This is a genomic window from Cellvibrio sp. pealriver (assembly GCF_001183545.1).
In the GTDB taxonomy this organism is placed as follows: domain Bacteria; phylum Pseudomonadota; class Gammaproteobacteria; order Pseudomonadales; family Cellvibrionaceae; genus Cellvibrio.
The window spans coordinates 3,139,932-3,157,170 of sequence record NZ_KQ236688.1 but is presented as its reverse complement, the minus strand read 5'-3'; the positions used below and the strand labels follow the sequence as shown (position 1 = coordinate 3,157,170).

Sequence of the window (17,239 nt, the reverse complement as noted above, 5' to 3'; positions counted from 1 at the left end):
GTGAGTAAAAAAGCGGATTGCGTGCCGTTCGACCACTTATGGTGAGTTGTTAACCGCGCAAACCTGAAAGACAAAAGTGGGACGGATTTGCGTGAAGTGGCGCACAGCGATTTGTGCAGGAAAACGGGCTGCCTGCTAGCCACAATGATCAGCGATATGTTTATGATGCGCGCAACATGAATATCACCCGACACTCGCTCAGGGAAGGCCAGCAATGACAACAGGAATCACCATGACAACACCCGCACAACTGTTACAAAACACCTTTAAATTACCCGCATTCCGCCCCGGGCAAGAGGCAGTGATTAACGCGCTGCTGCAAGGGCACTCCGCGCTCGCGGTGTTTCCCACCGGCGGTGGCAAAAGTCTTTGCTATCAATTGCCCGCGTTATTGTTGGATGGATTGACGCTGGTGGTATCGCCATTGATTGCGTTGATGAAAGACCAGGTGGATGCACTGCAAGCCTTGGGCATCAGCGCCGCGCGTTTGGATTCATCGCTCAGTAAAGAAGAGACACAAGCGATCTATTCATCGCTGCACAACGGCAGTTTGAAATTATTGTATGTCTCGCCCGAGCGCTTGAAGAATGAACGTTTTGTGCAGCGGCTCGGACAATTAAACATCAGTTTATTGGCCATTGATGAAGCCCACTGTATTTCCGAATGGGGTCACAACTTTCGGCCGGATTATTTACTGCTTGCCGACCTTGCCAAAAAATTGTGCGTTGAGCGTGTGCTTGCATTGACCGCGACGGCAACGCCGAGTGTGGCTGCTGATATTTGCAAACAATTTGCGATACAACCAGAGCATCACATTCAGACCAGCTTTGCGCGCCCCAATTTGCAATTGCGTGTTACACCCTGCACGGCTGAGACGCGCATGGAATTGTTGCTTGCGCGTTTGCACAAACACCCGCGCGATGCGGCGACGATTATTTATGTCACTCTGCAAAAAACGGCAGAAGAAGTTGCCACTGCGATTAACGCAGCTGGTTTGAATGCAGCGCACTATCACGCCGGTTTAAAAGACGATGAGCGTGAGCAAGTACAAAACCAGTTTATGAGTGGCGAAGTGCCGATTGTAGTGGCGACTATCGCCTTTGGAATGGGCATCGATAAAAGCAATATCCGCGCGGTTTACCATTTTAATTTGCCCAAATCGATAGAAAACTACGTGCAGGAAATTGGCCGCGCCGGGCGCGATGGCAATCCATCGCTGTGCGAAATGCTAGCGGTGGGCGATGACATTCGCACGCTGGAAAATTTTACCTATGGCGATACACCTACAGCAGAAAGTGTGCGTGCGTTGGTAGAGCACTTGCTCGCGTTTGAGGATGTATTTGATATTTCCACTTACGAGTTGTCCAACCAATTTGACCTGCGCCCGCTGGTATTAAATACCGCGCTCACCTATCTTGAATTACAAAACGTCATCAGCGCGCAGAGTCCGTTTTATACCGAATATAAAATTCATTTTACTCAGAGTGCGCAATTTATTGCTTCACAGTTTGATGCAGAGCGTGCGGCGTTTTTGCAGACATTATTTTCGGTCGGGCGCATGGGCAGAAAGTGGTTGTCAATTGATATGCTGACTGCGCCGCAGCAATTAAATGAGCCTAAAGAACGCATCACCAAGGCGCTGGATTACATCGCCGAAAAAGGTTGGATTGAATTAACCGTCGCCAATTTGCGCCAAGGTTACAAAAACAATCAAGCGATCAAATCGCCAGAACAACTCAACGCGCTCTGCGAACATCTAAATCGATTATTTGCTGAGCGCGAAGCGCGCGATATCAAGCGCATCCACAGTGTGCTCGCGTTTGCCAATAATCCCGCTTGTTTGAGCCAGCAGCTGATGCAGTATTTTGGCGAGGCCAGCGCGCAGCCCTGCGGCATCTGCAATCACTGCCGCAACCCATCATCTGCTCAGGTTGAATTGCCCATGGCTGTACCGCTTACATCGGCGCAGCAAAACCTGATCACCAGCTTAAAAAGTGAAGGTCATGCCGTATTGCGCCAGCCACGCCAAATGGCGCGGTTTTTGTGTGGCCTGCCCAGCCCGGCCACCAGCCGCTCGGCACTTAAATCCCACCCGGCATTTGGTGCCTTGGCGGGCGTGGCGTTTGCCGGAGTATTGGCGGAGCTTCATTAAAAGCAGTCTATGATTGACCTTGGAGCTGCCCGTCGGGTAGCTTTGGGTTATAAGTACTATAAGAAGTGTAAATAACTGTTTTGGCGTATCGCTCCCTTGGGCGACATGGCATAAAGTCTTGCGCCTGAAATAATAAATCCGATATTTGTCGCTGCGCAGGCCTGTCTGCGCAGTCGAAACATTGAAAACGACACGTTAAAAACAAACAGATACATTAAAAACGATATGGACGCGCGCCGTCCCGCCACTGCCGGAGAATTACCATGAAAACCCTCAAAGGCCCCGCTATTTTCCTCGCCCAATTTGCGGGCGATGAAGCTCCCTTTAACAGTCTGGATTCGATCGCCGGTTGGGTGGCGAGTTTGGGTTTTAAAGGCGTGCAAATCCCAACCTGGGACAAGCGACTGTTCGATCTGGAGCAGGCGGCAAAAAGCCCGGAATACTGCGCCCAAATTCAGGCGACCCTGGCCAAACACGGTTTGGTTGCGACGGAATTGTCTACCCATTTGCAAGGCCAGTTAGTGGCTGTGCATCCCGCTTACGATGATATGTTTGATGGCTTCGCACCAGAGTCAGTGCGCGGCAACCCCAAAGCGCGTCAGGCCTGGGCGGTTGAGCAATTAATGATGGCGGCGCAGGCGAGCAAAAACCTCGGCCTGAATGCCCATGCGACTTTCTCCGGCGCGCTGCTCTGGCCTTACTTGTACCCATGGCCACAGCGCCCCGCTGGTTTGGTAGAAAAAGGCTTTGAAGAATTGGCCGAGCGTTGGTTGCCGATTCTGGATGCGTTTGATAAAGCCGGTGTGGATGTGTGCTACGAAATCCATCCGGGTGAAGACCTGCACGATGGCGCGACCTTTGAGCGCTTCCTCGCGGCGGTAGACAATCATCCGCGCGCGAATATTTTGTTCGACCCATCGCACTTTGTGTTGCAGCAACTCGATTATCTGGCGTTTATCGACCGCTATCACGCACGCATCAAAATGTTCCATGTGAAAGATGCGGAATTTAACCCGAGCGCGCAGCAAGGCGTTTACGGCGGTTATGAGAGCTGGGTGAATCGCGCGGGCCGCTTCCGCTCACTGGGCGATGGCCAAGTGGATTTCAAACAAATTTTCTCCAAATTCGCCGCCTACGATTACGACGGCTGGGCGGTGTTGGAATGGGAATGCTGCCTGAAGCATCCGGAAGTGGGTGCGGCAGAAGGCGCGCCATTTATTCAGCAGCACATTATTAAAGTGACTGAGCGCGCGTTTGATGATTTTGCAAAAAGCGGAATTGATGAAGCGAAGAATCGCCGGATTCTGGGATTGTGATTCCTCGATTGCCCTCACCCTAACCCTCTCCCAGAGGGAGAGGGGACTGAATTTACTTCGTAGGAAATTCATTTGGGACTTTATCCCCTCTCCCTCTGGGAGAGGCCGGGTGAGGGAAAAATAATTTCAACCTGCAACAAGAAGATCTAACTATGACAACTCCACGAATTCGTTATGCAATGGTTGGCGGTGGCCGCGGCGCATTTATCGGTGCGGTGCATCGCATTGCTGCGCGTTTGGATGACCGTTTTGAATTGGTCGCCGGTGCGCTTTCATCCAATCCGGAAAATGCAAAATTATCCGCTGCGGATCTGCACATCACTGCGGATCGCGCTTACACCTCTTACGAAGAAATGTTGCGTGTGGAAAAAACACGCGCCGATGGTATTCAAGCGGTGGTGATCGTTACCCCTAACCATATGCACTTTCCCGTCGCCAAAGCCTGTTTGGAAGCGGGCATTGATGTAATTTGCGATAAGCCGGTGACGCGCACCTTGGAAGAAGCGCTGGAGCTTGAGCAGATCGTGAAAAAAAGCGGCTGCTTCTTTGCGCTCACCCACAATTATTCGGCGTACCCTCTGGTGCGTTACGCGCGTGAATTGGTTGAACAGGGCAAGCTTGGAAAAATCCGTGTAGTGCAAGTGGAATATCCACAAGAATGGCTGACTGAAGCGGCGGGCGATGACAACAAACAAGCCTCATGGCGCACTGACCCGGCGCGCTCCGGTGCGGCGGGTTGTCTGGGCGATATCGGCACCCACGCGTTCCAACTTGCGCGTTTTATTACCCAGCAAAAACTCAGCGCCGTGAGCGCGGATTTGACCAGTTTTGTCGATGGTCGTTTGGTGGATGACAACGTGCACGCACTGCTGCGTTTTGATGGCGGCGCGAAAGGCATGCTGTGGAGCAGCCAGGTAGCACCGGGTTGCGAGAATGGTTTGCGCATCCGCGTATTTGGCGATAAAGCCGGTATCGAATGGGCGCAGGAAAACCCGAATGAATTGTGGTTTGCCGAATTAAACAAACCGCGCCAGCGCATCACCCGCCGCGGTGATATCGGCAGTGAAATTGCCGCGCGCGGCATGCGTACACCGGGCGGGCATCCGGAAGGTTATCTCGAAGGTTTCGCCAACTTGTACAAAGACATCGCCGATATTTTGGTTGCACGCGCGCAAGGTGAAGCGCACTTTTTGCAAAACTGGGTACCGAATATCGACACCGGTGTGGAAGGCATGCGCTTTATTAACGCTGTGCTAACCTCAAGTCAGCGCGATGGTGTTTGGACACCGCTGGCATAAGGTTTTTCAGGCATTTTTGACTAAAACGCGCGGTGCTGTTTTGCCGCGCGCAATACAAATGATGACAACATAAACGATCACAATAACAAAAGGTAAACCCATTATGACCACCTCCTCTGCGACGCTATCCCCTGCGACAATCAATCCCCAGCGGTTATTTATGGCGTGTTGTATTGCGCTGATCGTAACCGCCATGACCTTCGCGATTCGCGCGGGTATTTTGAGCGAGCTCAGCGTTAAATTTAATTTCAACAACACCGAGCTGGGTTGGATCAATGGCATGGCATTTTTGGGTTTCCCAATTGCCATGATGTTCGGCGGTTTGATTTATAACTACGTTGGTGCGCGTACGCTGATGTATCTGGCATTTGCCTGCCATTTACTCGGCTTGATTTTGACCATCACCGCCGGCGGTTTTTGGACGCTGTTGCTGTCGAGCTTTTTTATCGGCTTCGCCAACGGCTCGGTTGAAGCGGCGTGTAACCCGCTCATTGCCGATATTTATCACACTCGCAAAACCGCGATGCTCAATAAATTCCATGTGTGGTTCCCGGGCGGTATTGTGATCGGCTCACTGGTGTCGGCGCTGATGACCAAATTGGGCTTGGGCTGGCAGATGCAAATCGCGATCATGATCATCCCGACGCTGATCTACGGCTTCATGATTTTCGGTCAGCCTTTCCCCAGCATGGCCAATTCCGAGACCTCAACCGCGACCAACATCAAGGCGCTCTTCTCGCCGCTGTTCCTGTTTATGATCGTGTGCATGACCATGACCGCCATCTCCGAGTTTGGCGCGCAGCAATGGGTGGGCCGTATTTTTGAATCCTCCGATGTGCACCCGATGATGATTCTGGCATTGACCGCAGGCTTGATGGCGTTAGGCCGTTTCTTTGCTGGCCCGCTCGTCCATGCCTTTAATCCAGCCGGTGTATTGGTGATGTCGGCGATTGTGACCACGATTGGTTTGTTGCTGTTGAGCCAGGCTTCAGGCTTCATGATTTATGTATCCGCAGCCGTATTCGCGCTGGGCGTCACTTATTTCTGGCCAACCATGATCGGCTTTACCAGCGAATACACCGCTAAAACCGGTGCCTTGGGTATGTCCTTGATGGGTGGTGCGGGCATGTTCTCGGTCAGTATGTGGAACCCGGTAATTGGCGGCTGGTTGGATGATGCGAAAGCGGAAGCGGTTGCCAGCGGCGTGACCGGCGATGCGGTTGAGTTAGTTGCAGGTCAAGCAACCCTGCAGAATCTGGCGATGATTCCTGGTGTATTGATCATCGCCTTCAGTGTGCTGTTTATACTGCGCAAACGTTTTGCCCACAGCGAATAAACACAGGCTTATCGGCTTCGGCTTATTCCAAAAAAAGCGCCCAAGGGCGCTTTTTTTAGCGTTGATAAAAGCGTCACATTATAAAAAGCTGTAATATCTTGTAATAAGTTGATGCATTTGACGACAAATATGGGATTTTCATCACATTTATTGCAGGGCGAATTGGGTTTTTTAAAAAACCAAGAGTATAAAGAACGGGCATGACCATGATATGAGTGAGTGGTTTAGTGAGCTCAAAAGGACTTGAGTTTCCACCTTCCTTCTTCTGTTCAACCTCTGTTCTTCCCCAATCTCCCGTTACTTTCGAATTTCCTCACCCGGTCCTTCCTCGCCAAAACCCGAATCAGGTTTTTTCTACGCCAAGATGGCGCGCGTGGTAACGCAGGTGATCTTCGATAAAACTCGCGATAAAAAAGTAGCTGTGGTCGTACCCTGCATGGTTGCGGTAAACCAGCGGATGCCCCGCTGCTTTGCACGCTGCTTGTAATTGCTCGGGTTTGAGTTGCTCGGTTTTGAAATTATCGGTTTCGCCTTGATCGACAAATAACTCCTGCTTTGATGCTCCCGCTGCGATCAGTTCGCAGGCATCGTATTGCGCCCAGGTATTGTGTTCAGGACCCAGATAACCGCTAAACGCTTTTTGCCCCCAGGGGCAATTACTTGGGTTGGTGATGGGGGCAAACGCAGACACAGATGTGTAGCGATCCGGTTGGCGCAGCGCCAATACCAGTGCGCCGTGACCGCCCATGGAGTGGCCACTGATGGCTTCGCGGCCGTTAAGTGGCAGGTTTTCCATGGCAAGCTCCGGTAACTCTTTGGTCACGTAATCGTACATTTGGTAGTGGCTTTTCCAGGGCTCCTGAGTCGCATTGACGTAGAAACCTGCACCAGAGCCAAAATCGTAGCTGTCGTGTTCGCCGGGTAAATCCAGCCCGCGCGGGCTGGTGTCGGGGCAGATAATTGCGATGCCCAGCTCAGCGGCAATCCGCTGCGCACCCGCTTTCTGCATAAAGTTTTCATCGGTACAGGTCAGGCCGGATAGCCACCAAAGTAGCGGGACTTTTTGTGTCTCTGCCTGGGGGGGCAGATAAACCGCAAAAATCATGTCGCACTGCAAGGCGTTGGAGTGATGCTTGTAGCGTTTAAGCCAGCCACCAAAACTTTTGGTGGCACTCAATTCAGTCAATTGGCTCATGCTTTCTCCTGATTCAAATCGAAGCGCAAACTAAAGGCGCAGCGCTAATTAAAAATGCAGCACAGTGCGGATACTTTTGCCTTCGTGGAGCAAATCAAAGGCCTCGTTGATCTTGTCGAACGGCATATCGTGGGTGATAAATTCGTCGATCTTAATCTCGCCCTTCATGTAGCGATCCACATAACCGGGCAATTGGCTGCGGCCTTTCACTCCACCGAACGCCGAGCCTTTCCATACGCGGCCGGTCACCAGTTGGAACGGGCGGGTAGAAATTTCCTGGCCTGCACCGGCAACACCAATGATGATCGACTCGCCCCAGCCCTTGTGGCAGCACTCCAGCGCCGAGCGCATCACGTTCACATTGCCGATACATTCAAACGAGTAGTCCACGCCGCCGTCGGTCATATCCACAATCACCTGCTGGATGGGCGCGCTGTGGTCTTTGGGGTTCACAAAATCGGTCGCGCCAAATTGGCGGGCGAGTTCAAATTTATCGGGGTTGATATCGATGGCAATAATACGGCTGGCCTTCATCATCTGTGCACCCTGAATTACTGCGAGGCCGATAGCACCCAAACCAAATACCGCGACGGTTGAACCCGGGGTGACTTTGGCGGTGTTGATCACAGCGCCAATACCGGTGGTCACGCCACAGCCAAGCAGGCAGATTTTATCCAGCGGAGCTTCTTTGGACACTTTGGCCAGAGAGACTTCCGGCAGTACGGTGTACTCCGAGAAAGTCGATGTACCCATGTAATGGAACAGCGGTTTGCCTTCAAATGAGAAGCGGGTGGTGCCATCGGGCATCAGGCCTTTACCCTGGGTCGCGCGCACCGAGCCGCACAGGTTAGTTTTGCCCGAGAGGCAAAATTTGCACTTGCCGCATTCAGCGGTGTAGAGCGGGATCACATGGTCGCCCACTTGCAAGCTGGTCACGCCCTCGCCCACGGCCTCTACAATCCCCGCGCCTTCATGCCCCAGTACTGCCGGAAATACGCCTTCCGGGTCTGCGCCGGAAAGGGTGTAGGCATCGGTATGACAGACGCTGGTTGCCACTATGCGCACCAGTACTTCGCCGGCTTTCGGGCCTTGTACATCTATCTCTACTAATTCCAATGGTTTGCCTGCAGCAAGGGCGATGGCGGCGCGTGATTTCATGATGGCTCCTGAGGATAGAAAAATAGGTGGCAGAGTGTAGACTAGTGACTCAATGGCAATAAGCCAGCTAAAAATCACTTAATTATTGCTATGGAGCAACAATGCAACATTGGGAGCGGGTGGAGGCGTTTATCGCCGTGGTACGGTTTGGCAGTTTTGCGGCGGCAGCGCGTGAGCTGCAGGTATCCAATTCCCATGTGAGCCGTTTGGTCAGTCAATTGGAGCTGCAACTGGGCACGCAATTGTTGTATCGCACTACGCGCCAGATCCGCCTGACCGATGCTGGCCAGTTGTATTACGAAAGTTGCCGCCATCTATTCGATGGTTTGCGCGAGGCGGAATCGCTCTTGCAGCATCACCAAGGTCAGCCAACCGGGCTGCTTAAAATCACTGCTGCTACCACTTTTGGCGACCGCTATATCGCCCCGTTGGTAAACGATTTCCAGCTTCTTTACCCGCAGCTCAAGGTGAATATGTATTTCAGTAACCGACAGGTAGAGCTGATCGAAGAAGGCTTTGATCTGGCGATCCGCATGGGGGTGATGCGGGAATCGACCTTGGTTGCCAAGCGCCTGTGCGACCGGCAGGAGTACATCGTCGGTTCGCCTGCTTATCTGGCGCGCATTTCTGCGCCGCAAACCCTGACCGATCTTGAGCGCCACAATTGTTTGGTGGGGACGCGTGGCTATTGGCTGTTACAGGAGAATGGGCAGCGCAAAGATCTGGTGGTGCGGGGCAACTGGCAGGCTAACTCCGGTCCGGCGCTGCTGGATGCGGCTCTCAAAGGGCTGGGGTTGGCGCAACTGCCGGATTATTACGTGGATGAATTTCTGGCCGATGGCCGGTTGGTATCGGTGCTGGATGGCTATCGCTTCAATGATGCCGGTGTCTGGGTGGTCTATCCACAACAGCGCCATTTAGCGCCCAAGGTAAGGTTGTTTATCGATTTTCTGGCGGCACGTTTTACCGCAGGTGTGCCTCCGTTGGTTACTTAACGGAGGTTTTCTCCTAACGGGATTTTTTCGCTGCGCCGCGCAACATGCCGTCAATCAGCTCGCGCGCATCAAACTTGGTGAGCGCCTCATCGGCACCGACTTGGCGCGCCTGACTGACACTGATACTGCTGGACAGTGAGGTGTGCAGGATAATGTAGGCACCCGCCAACTGTTTATCGTCGCGCACGGCAAATGCCAATTCGTAGCCGTCCAGTCCGGGCATTTCGATGTCACTGACCAGCAGGTCAATTGGCTGCCCTTCTTTGGCGGCTGCACGCATGATCTCTAGCGCCTTCTGACCGTCGTCAGTCACCTGATATTTCACGTTGATCGCATCGAGCGAGTCGCTCAGTTGTTTGCGCGCGGTACGTGAGTCATCGACTAATAAAATACGCATGGGGCGCAGCTGCTCGCGTTCGACATCGGTGATGGTGGCGGTTGCTTTGGATGGGTCGAGAGGGAACAGGCGCGCCATAATGACTTCTACGTCCAGCAGTTGCACCAATTGCTCGTTTACCCGGGTGACGCCGGTGATGTAGATACTGTTGCCCAAAAACTTATCGGGTGCGCTTATATCCCGCCAATTGGCATCGACGATGCGCTCGATCTGGCGCACCAGAAAACCGACTTTTTGTCGTTGCACATCGGTAATGATGATGAAACTGTTGGTCTGTAATTCTTTGGGAGTGGCACCTTTACCAATGGCGGCGGCAAGGTCAACGATGGGCATGGTCTGCCCGCGGATATTCAAAGCACCCAGAATACCGGGTTGCTGGTTAACCATGGGAGTGACGGGTTGAAAGGGAACCAGCTCCTGGATCTTAAGTGTGCCCAAGCCGAATAGCTGCTGGTTGTGCAAGCGGAATAACAGCAGCCCTTGGGAATGATCAGCTTTAGAGGATGACAAAATACGGTGCTCCTCACAGGTTTGGCAGATGAAAAATGCGACGCTATAGAATGAATACTATAGCGCTAAATAACGTTTAATTCGCCGCCAGTTTGGTATCTTCGGCGGCACTGTTGAGGTGTAGGGCAATACGCTCGGCGATGGCTTTAGCGTCTAACCCCTGGCTGGCCAATTGCTGCTTCTGGCTAGCGTGTTCCACAAACTCATCGCTAAAGCCCAATTGTAGTACCGGCACATTGAGTGCGCGGCTATTGAGGTATTCACATACACCACTGCCTGCGCCGCCGGCAATCGCGTTTTCTTCCAGAGTGACGAGCAGCTCATGGGTTGCCGCCATTTGTTCGATCAGCCCGGTATCCAGTGGCTTAACAAAGCGCATATCACACAGGCTGTATCCATATTGGTCGGCGACTTGCTGCGCCGTTGCAAGCAGGGTTCCAAAGCAGAGCAAGGCGACTTGTTTGCCTTCGCGTTTGATCACTCCTTTGCCTATTGGGAGCAATTGCATATCCGGCTGGATTGCAGCGCCAACACCGGTGCCGCGCGGATAGCGTACAGCTGCCGGGCCCGGATGTTGGTAGGCAGTGTGGAGCAGTTGGCGGCATTCGTCTTCGTCGCTGGGGGCGGCGATGACCATGTTGGGAATGCAGCGCAGAAAGCTGATATCAAAGCTGCCCGCATGGGTTGGACCGTCTTCACCGACCAGGCCTGCACGGTCAATAGCAAAGGTGACATCAAGGTTTTGCAGCGCAACATCGTGTACTAATTGGTCATAGGCGCGTTGCAAAAAGGTGGAATAAATCGCGACAACCGGTTTCTGCCCTTCGCAAGCCATGCCTGCGGCGAGGGTGACGGCGTGTTGTTCGGCGATGGCGACATCATAAAAACGCTCGGGATAATCGCGCGCAAATTCCACCATGCCTGAGCCTTCGCACATGGCCGGGGTAATACCAACCAATTTGCCATCCTGTGCGGCCATATCGCATAACCACTGGCCGAATACTTCCTGGTATTTCAGTTTTTTCGGCGTGTCCACTGCGCCAATCGCTGCTTTTTTAGGCTCGATTTTGTTGAGGGCGTGATAGCCAACAGGGTCTAATTCTGCGGGCTCAAAGCCTTTGCCTTTCTGGGTGATGATATGCAGCAGCTTGGGGCCTTTTATTTCGCGCAGGTTGCGCAGGCAGCGCACCAGATCACTTAAATCATGGCCGTTAATTGGCCCGACATAATTGAATCCCATTTCTTCAAATAGCGTGCCGGGCGACATAAAGCCCTTGAAGTGTTCTTCCGTGCGGCGCGCAAATTCCCATGCCGGTGGAATTTTTCCCAGCACTTGCTTGCTGCCTTCGCGCAGCGAGTTATAAAACTTGCTCGCCCAGATTTTGGATAAGTAAGTAGACAGGCCGCCAACATTGGGCGAAATGGACATATTGTTGTCATTGAGCACAACGACCATATCGGTTTCGGTGTGGGCGGCATGATTCAACGCTTCAAACGCCATGCCGGCGGTCATGGCACCATCGCCGATAATCGCGGCAACTTTGCGCTCAATTCCTGCCATTTTGGCACCGATCGCCATGCCTTGAGCGGCGCTGATTGAAGTGCTGGAATGGCCGACACCAAAGGTATCGTAAGGGCTTTCTTCGCGCTTGGGAAAGCCCGACAGGCCGTTGCCCTGACGGATGCTGAGCATGCGCTCGCGGCGCGAGGTGAGAATTTTGTGTGGATAGGTCTGGTGGCCAACATCCCACACCAAGCGATCGTCCGGTGTCTGGTAAACGTAATGCAGCGCGATGGTCAGCTCAACAACGCCTAAGCCTGCACCAAAATGCCCGCCGGTTTGCCCCACGGAATACAGCAAAAACGCGCGCAGCTCGTCAGCCAGTTGCGGCAATTGCTTCTCGCTCAGGGCGCGCAGATCGGCAGGAGAATCAATGCTGTTGAGCAACGGCGTCGGCGGGCGGCTGGTGGGGATTTCGTTATACATTCACGGTCATCATTTATAGTGGTGCGGCGCGCCGCTTGTGGATGGCTATTGTAGGCGGCTTGCCCGAGGCTTGGCTAGTTCGACCTGTGGACGATATAACTGGCCAGTTGGCGCAAATAAACAGCGCTTTCGCCGAAGCTCGCAAGTGCATCCTGTGCCTGACGATGCAGTTCCTCCGCTTTGGCGCGCGCCGTTTCCAGGCCTAACAGGGATACATAAGTTGGTTTGTTGCGCGCGATATCAGCGCCCTGCTGCTTGCCCAGCGTGGCGGTATCGGCGGTGACATCAAGAATGTCGTCCTGCACCTGAAAGGCGAGGCCGATAGCCGCAGCGTAGCTGTCCAGAGCTGCTATCTGTGAGTCATCAGCTCCGGCGCTGATAGCGCCCATCGCCACACTTGCGCGAATCAATGCGCCGGTTTTGTGCCGGTGCATGGTTTCCAGTTGCGTGAGATCGAGCTGATGGTCTACCGCGGCCAGATCGATTGCCTGACCGAGCACCATTCCCTCTGCCCCTGAGCCGGCGGTCAACGAGCGGATCAGGCGGATTTGTGTGTGTGCAGGCAGGTCGGTTTTGGTCAGCAGCTCAAATGCCAGGGTTTGCAACCCATCGCCCGCCAGTATGGCGTTGGCCTCGCTGAAGGCGATATGGCAAGTCGGTTTGCCGCGGCGCAGATCATCGTCATCCATCGCCGGCAGGTCGTCATGTACCAGACTGTAAGAGTGCAGGCACTCCAGTGCGCAGCTGACGGGATCTATTACATCCAGATTAATGTCGGGGTCGATGGCCAATGCGCTGGCATAAGCCAGGATGGGGCGAACGCGTTTGCCGCCATTAAACAGGCTGTAGCGCATCGCGGCGCGTAACTGTGTAGGGTCTTCGCCGATGGGAAAGTGACGGTCAAGCGCATTATCCACACGAGTGCGGCAATGTGCGGCAAAGGCAGAAAAGTCCACTGGCATCAGGCATCGCCTTCATCAGAATCAAAAGGCTCCAGCCGGATATCGTCTTGTTGTTCAACCAGCTTGGTCACTTGTTGCTCGGCAGCCGCTAAGCGCGCCTGGCATTCGCGTGTCAGGGATATGCCGGTTTCAAACGCCTGTAGTGATTCTTCCAGTGTCATGTCGCCCTGTTCCATGCGGGTTACCAGATTTTCAAGTGTGCTGAGCGATTGCTCAAAATCGATACTTTTCTTCTTGGGTGGCATGGAATGGTCTCGCAATCGGTGAGTGGCGGCGGATTATAAACCTGCGCGTGCAAATCTGCAGGCGTTTTGGCTGGCGCGCGTGTGAGATATTTCCTACAAAACTTACAGAAATTGGCCACTATTGCCTGACGCATGTTTCATCAATAATGGCTTCAGAGGAATTTGCTACAGGACGTGGCTCCAGCAAGGACTACAACGGAATCAAGCACATTCACCGCCAAGGTTTGGTCATCATCCTGTAAAAACCCTGATTGCCCCCTCCTGCAATCAGGGTTTTTCGTTTATATGTCCCTCTGGTTTTCCCTCATCTTTTGTGGTTTCTGTCGCATATTTCATTCATCTTGCAACTTCTCCGTTGTTTCCATATCCAAAATGCGCTGAAACTCGCCGCTGCTCAGGCGCAGGCGTCTGTTTTCGACTATTTCGCTTTTGTAATATGGATGGAGTAGAATCCCGTGGCTTTGATAATCATAACGCACTAAGCTTTTGATGCGACTAACAATTGCCACCGCTACGCCAGTTCCCGTCGCATTCCCTGTGAGAAGGAATCAATCAACCCCATGCAAGACAAATTAGTAGCCCATAGAGCCGCCGTTGAGCAGCGCACCGCCCAGTTGGAGCAGCAGCTGCGCAGGCTATTTGCCTTGCTGGAACGGGTGCCATTACAGCGTTGGCAGTGGCTGGTGATATTGTTGCTGGTTGTGTGGTTGAGCCACAGTTTGGCGCGTCTGTTTTGGCTGGTTGTGCCTAATCCTGAAATTCCTCCCGCGTCTGTGATGTTGGTGGCATCCGATAGCCCATCAGGCGCGGCTTCATCCGATACCGTTAATATCGCGCAAATCAAAATGTTGACCCCTTTTGGAAATAGCGCGCAGGAGGCTGTCCCTGTTGCTGTCCAGCCTGCTGACCAAGGCATCGAAAACGACGCAGCTGACACCCAGCTGAATCTGGTGTTGCGCGGTGTATTGGGAAGCGCAGATGACAAAGCCGGGCGCGCCATTATTGCCTCAGGTGATCGTGCGGATGTCTACGCGGTGGGTGACACCCTGCCAGCGGGTACCAATGTCACCTTGGCGAAGGTGTTGGATGTGCGTGTCATTATCAACAATAACGGCACATTTGAATCCTTGTGGTTGTTCAAGGAAGATCCCAATGCTCCCAAATTAACAACATCATTTGCCCCTCCTCCCCAGCCAGATAGCCTGAATTCCAATCCGCGCGGTTATGCCGACCCGCCCTTTCAACAACAGCCGCCTTTATATGTCGATAAAAACCCAATAGTGGATTCGCCGCGCTTTGCTGCCGACCCCGCTGCTGCAAGCAAGACGCTGGCAGATGTGGTGGCGATGAGTATCTATCGTGAAAATGGTCAGGTGGTCGGTTACAAAATTCGCCCAGGGCGCAATGCGGAGATGTTCAACTCGCTGGGCCTGCAGACCGACGACATAGTCACGGCGGTCAATGGTGTGCCGCTTAGCAGCCCCGGCAAGATTATGGAAATATACAAAAGTATGGGTAGTGCCACATCGGCGAACCTGGAGATCAGGCGCGGTGGCAGTACAGTTAACCTAGACGTAATGCTCAAGTGAGGTTTTCGTGATCCGGTTTTATGGTCGTAACAATAACAACATCATCGGCGGCCTGTTGCTGGCGACACTCATGGGGATGAGTTGTTCGGGCTTTGCCCAAGTACAGGAGCAACCCGCTGATGCGCAAGGTGAGACCCGTTGGGCGGTTAATTTCAACGATACTGACATTCAGGATGTCATCAAATCGATTGCTGGTTTGACAGGTAAAACGTTCATCATCGACCCCAAAGTTCGCGGGCCTATCAAGGTCATCAACAGCAAGCCACTGAATGCGCAGGAACTGTACGAGTTATTTTTAGCTTCGCTCGATGTGCACGGTTTTACCGCTGTTGAAAGTGGCAACATCGTGCGTATTGTGATGAACCGCGATGCGCGCAACCTGCCAATTCCCACTGAGAATAATGTCACCAATAAAGATGACCTCTACATCACCCAGGTCATTCCGCTGAAAAATACCAGCGCGGCGAAAATCCTTGCGGCACTGCGCCCATTGGTGCCGCAATACGGCCATCTGACAACCTATGAGCCCAGCAATGCGCTGATCATCACCGATACTCGCGCCAACGTCGCGCGTATGAATGAATTGGTGGTGCAACTGGACAAGATTGGTATCACCCATACCGATGTAATCCCGCTGCGCTACGCCAATGCAACCGATGTGGTGGCGATGCTGACCCAGTTGGAAAAGCCTGACCCCAACCGCGGCCTGACCACTGCACCGCCAGTGATTGTTGCCGATAAGCGCACCAACGCGGTGGTCATCAGCGCAGATGACCTGAGCCGCCAACGTCTCAAATTATTGGTCGATGATCTTGATCGTCCGCAATCCAAAAACAGCAATGTACGGGTTGAGTATCTCCAATATGCCAAAGCGGAAGATGTCGCCAAGGTGCTCTCCGGAATGATACAGAGCCTCGGCCAGGGCAAAGCAGCGGAAGGTGCTGCGCCAAACAGCAATCCACCCGCTGTGCAGGCCGATGAAGCCACCAACTCGGTATTGATCACCGCAGATGTAGACACCATGGACACCATGCTGTCGATTATCGAAAGCCTGGATATTCGCCGCGCGCAAGTTTTGGTTGAGGCGATTATTGTTGAGCTCTCCAGCGATAACGGTAAGGAATTGGGTATCGAATGGATGTATCGCAGTGATGATTACGGCTTTGGTGGTTCAACCAATAGTGGTGCCTTGGGCAAAGTCGGTGCTGCGGCGTTGGATATTGAAGCCAATGGTACTGGCGAGGGTAGCGAATCTCTTGTGCAGCTGGCCGCCGGTGTTGCCGGTATCCCCGGCCAGGTATTTGGCGTTGGGCGGATAGGTGGGAAAACCGACTTTTTATCGGTATTGAAAATGCTCCAGACCGATAGCTCCAGTAACATCCTCTCCACACCCAACCTGCTGACCACGGATAACACCGAAGCATCTATTTTGGTGGGTGAACAAGTTCCTTTCCGCACCGGTTCTTACTCTGGCTTGGGTAATACCGGCGGCACTACCGGTAATACCGGTTTTACCAGCCCATTCAACACTATCAACCGCGAAGATGTGGGTATCAAGTTACAAGTGACTCCACACATTAACGAGGGTGACAGTGTGGTGCTTGATATCGAGCAGGAAATCTCCAGCGTTGTACGCACCACTGAAGATGGCCCCGTCACCAGCAAACGCGAAGTCAAAACCCAAATTTTGTCGGCCGATGGCCAGACGGTTGTGCTTGGCGGCCTGATTAAAGACGATGTGCTGGTATCCAATAACCGCGTGCCGGTATTGGGCAGTATTCCGGTATTGGGACATTTGTTCCGCAGCCAGAAGTCCACCAAGGTAAAGACCAATCTGCTGATCTTTATCCGCCCGACGATTATCCGTGACGATCGCGTACTGACTGGCGCGACTGCAGAAAAATACCGCGCTATTCGCCAAGAGCAGATGGGCTTTAGCCGCAAAAGAGGGCTGCTGACACGCGAGCGCGATGTTCCGCTAATTCCCGAATGGGATGAGCAGATCCAAAAATACCTTGATGCTACCAAGGCGGCCAATGAGGCAAATGCCACTGCGCCTGTGGATACCAGGGAGTAAGCCGTGAGCGATCCAGTTGTCG

At 53.1% G+C, this 17,239-nt stretch carries 13 protein-coding genes; 7 read left to right on the top strand and 6 right to left on the bottom strand.

The genetic code is table 11. From position 1 onward, the window contains the following. Nucleotides 1-214: 214 nt before the first annotated feature. From VC28_RS13720 to VC28_RS13705, 4 genes are all read left to right on the top strand, one after another. A complete protein-coding gene (locus VC28_RS13720; protein ID WP_197085532.1) occupies nucleotides 215-2,152 on the top strand; it encodes a RecQ family ATP-dependent DNA helicase in 1,938 nt (645 codons plus the stop codon). Nucleotides 2,153-2,415: 263 nt separating this feature from the next. After that, complete coding sequence (locus VC28_RS13715) at nucleotides 2,416-3,468, top strand: sugar phosphate isomerase/epimerase family protein (RefSeq protein WP_049631128.1); 1,053 nt, start codon at nucleotides 2,416-2,418, stop codon at nucleotides 3,466-3,468. Nucleotides 3,469-3,620: 152 nt separating this feature from the next. Next, nucleotides 3,621-4,766, top strand: a complete 1,146-nt coding sequence (locus VC28_RS13710) for a Gfo/Idh/MocA family protein (protein WP_049631127.1) — start codon at nucleotides 3,621-3,623, stop codon at nucleotides 4,764-4,766. 103 nt (nucleotides 4,767-4,869) lie between these two features. Beyond that, nucleotides 4,870-6,102: an MFS transporter gene (locus tag VC28_RS13705; protein WP_082191541.1), complete on the top strand. Its 1,233-nt coding sequence runs from the start codon at nucleotides 4,870-4,872 to the stop codon at nucleotides 6,100-6,102. 343 nt (nucleotides 6,103-6,445) lie between these two features. On the opposite strand, the gene fghA is transcribed toward VC28_RS13705, so the two are convergent. Together fghA and VC28_RS13695 are read right to left on the bottom strand one after the other, a co-directional pair. Next, nucleotides 6,446-7,297: an S-formylglutathione hydrolase gene (gene fghA, locus VC28_RS13700; protein WP_049631126.1), complete on the bottom strand. Its 852-nt coding sequence runs from the start codon at nucleotides 7,295-7,297 to the stop codon at nucleotides 6,446-6,448. Between the two features lie 48 nt (nucleotides 7,298-7,345). Then, nucleotides 7,346-8,458: an S-(hydroxymethyl)glutathione dehydrogenase/class III alcohol dehydrogenase gene (locus VC28_RS13695; RefSeq protein WP_304413533.1), complete on the bottom strand. Its 1,113-nt coding sequence runs from the start codon at nucleotides 8,456-8,458 to the stop codon at nucleotides 7,346-7,348. Between the two features lie 98 nt (nucleotides 8,459-8,556). On the opposite strand from VC28_RS13695, the gene VC28_RS13690 reads away from it, so the two are divergent. Then, on the top strand, nucleotides 8,557-9,450 hold the full coding sequence (locus VC28_RS13690; RefSeq protein ID WP_049631124.1) for a LysR family transcriptional regulator: 894 nt from the start codon (nucleotides 8,557-8,559) through the stop codon (nucleotides 9,448-9,450). A 13-nt stretch (nucleotides 9,451-9,463) separates the two neighbouring features. Here VC28_RS13690 and VC28_RS13685 read toward each other — a convergent pair whose 3' ends face one another. The 4 genes from VC28_RS13685 to VC28_RS13670 form a co-directional block, all read right to left on the bottom strand. Further along, nucleotides 9,464-10,357, bottom strand: a complete 894-nt coding sequence (locus VC28_RS13685; RefSeq protein ID WP_049631123.1) for a chemotaxis protein — start codon at nucleotides 10,355-10,357, stop codon at nucleotides 9,464-9,466. Between the two features lie 76 nt (nucleotides 10,358-10,433). Beyond that, a complete protein-coding gene (gene dxs / locus VC28_RS13680) occupies nucleotides 10,434-12,344 on the bottom strand; it encodes a 1-deoxy-D-xylulose-5-phosphate synthase (RefSeq protein ID WP_049631122.1) in 1,911 nt (636 codons plus the stop codon). Nucleotides 12,345-12,418: 74 nt separating this feature from the next. Continuing rightward, a complete protein-coding gene (locus VC28_RS13675; protein WP_049631121.1) occupies nucleotides 12,419-13,306 on the bottom strand; it encodes a polyprenyl synthetase family protein in 888 nt (295 codons plus the stop codon). Beyond that, nucleotides 13,306-13,551, bottom strand: a complete 246-nt coding sequence (locus VC28_RS13670) for an exodeoxyribonuclease VII small subunit (RefSeq protein ID WP_049631120.1) — start codon at nucleotides 13,549-13,551, stop codon at nucleotides 13,306-13,308. The genes VC28_RS13675 and VC28_RS13670 overlap by 1 nt, the downstream gene beginning before the upstream one ends. A gap of 560 nt (nucleotides 13,552-14,111) precedes the next feature. Here VC28_RS13670 and gspC point away from each other — a divergent pair. Together gspC and gspD are read left to right on the top strand one after the other, a co-directional pair. Continuing rightward, the gene (gene gspC / locus VC28_RS13665; protein ID WP_049631119.1) at nucleotides 14,112-15,140 is read left to right on the top strand and encodes a type II secretion system protein GspC; all 1,029 of its coding nucleotides are present in this window, start codon (nucleotides 14,112-14,114) and stop codon (nucleotides 15,138-15,140) included. Between the two features lie 7 nt (nucleotides 15,141-15,147). Further along, entirely contained in the window at nucleotides 15,148-17,217 is a 2,070-nt protein-coding gene (gspD, locus tag VC28_RS13660) for a type II secretion system secretin GspD (protein WP_082191540.1), read from the top strand. Nucleotides 17,218-17,239 lie beyond the last annotated feature (22 nt).

What these genes read in the sequence shown, in the direction of transcription:
- VC28_RS13720 (WP_197085532.1), top strand. Translation starts at nt 215, where the DNA reads ATGACAACAGGAATCACCATGACAACACCCGCACAACTGTTACAAAAC.
- VC28_RS13715 (WP_049631128.1), top strand. Translation starts at nt 2,416, where the DNA reads ATGAAAACCCTCAAAGGCCCCGCTATTTTCCTCGCCCAATTTGCGGGC.
- VC28_RS13710 (WP_049631127.1), top strand. Translation starts at nt 3,621, where the DNA reads ATGACAACTCCACGAATTCGTTATGCAATGGTTGGCGGTGGCCGCGGC.
- VC28_RS13705 (WP_082191541.1), top strand. Translation starts at nt 4,870, where the DNA reads ATGACCACCTCCTCTGCGACGCTATCCCCTGCGACAATCAATCCCCAG.
- fghA (WP_049631126.1), bottom strand. Translation starts at nt 7,297, where the DNA reads ATGAGCCAATTGACTGAATTGAGTGCCACCAAAAGTTTTGGTGGCTGG.
- VC28_RS13690 (WP_049631124.1), top strand. Translation starts at nt 8,557, where the DNA reads ATGCAACATTGGGAGCGGGTGGAGGCGTTTATCGCCGTGGTACGGTTT.
- dxs (WP_049631122.1), bottom strand. Translation starts at nt 12,344, where the DNA reads ATGTATAACGAAATCCCCACCAGCCGCCCGCCGACGCCGTTGCTCAAC.
- VC28_RS13675 (WP_049631121.1), bottom strand. Translation starts at nt 13,306, where the DNA reads ATGCCAGTGGACTTTTCTGCCTTTGCCGCACATTGCCGCACTCGTGTG.
- VC28_RS13670 (WP_049631120.1), bottom strand. Translation starts at nt 13,551, where the DNA reads ATGCCACCCAAGAAGAAAAGTATCGATTTTGAGCAATCGCTCAGCACA.
- gspC (WP_049631119.1), top strand. Translation starts at nt 14,112, where the DNA reads ATGCAAGACAAATTAGTAGCCCATAGAGCCGCCGTTGAGCAGCGCACC.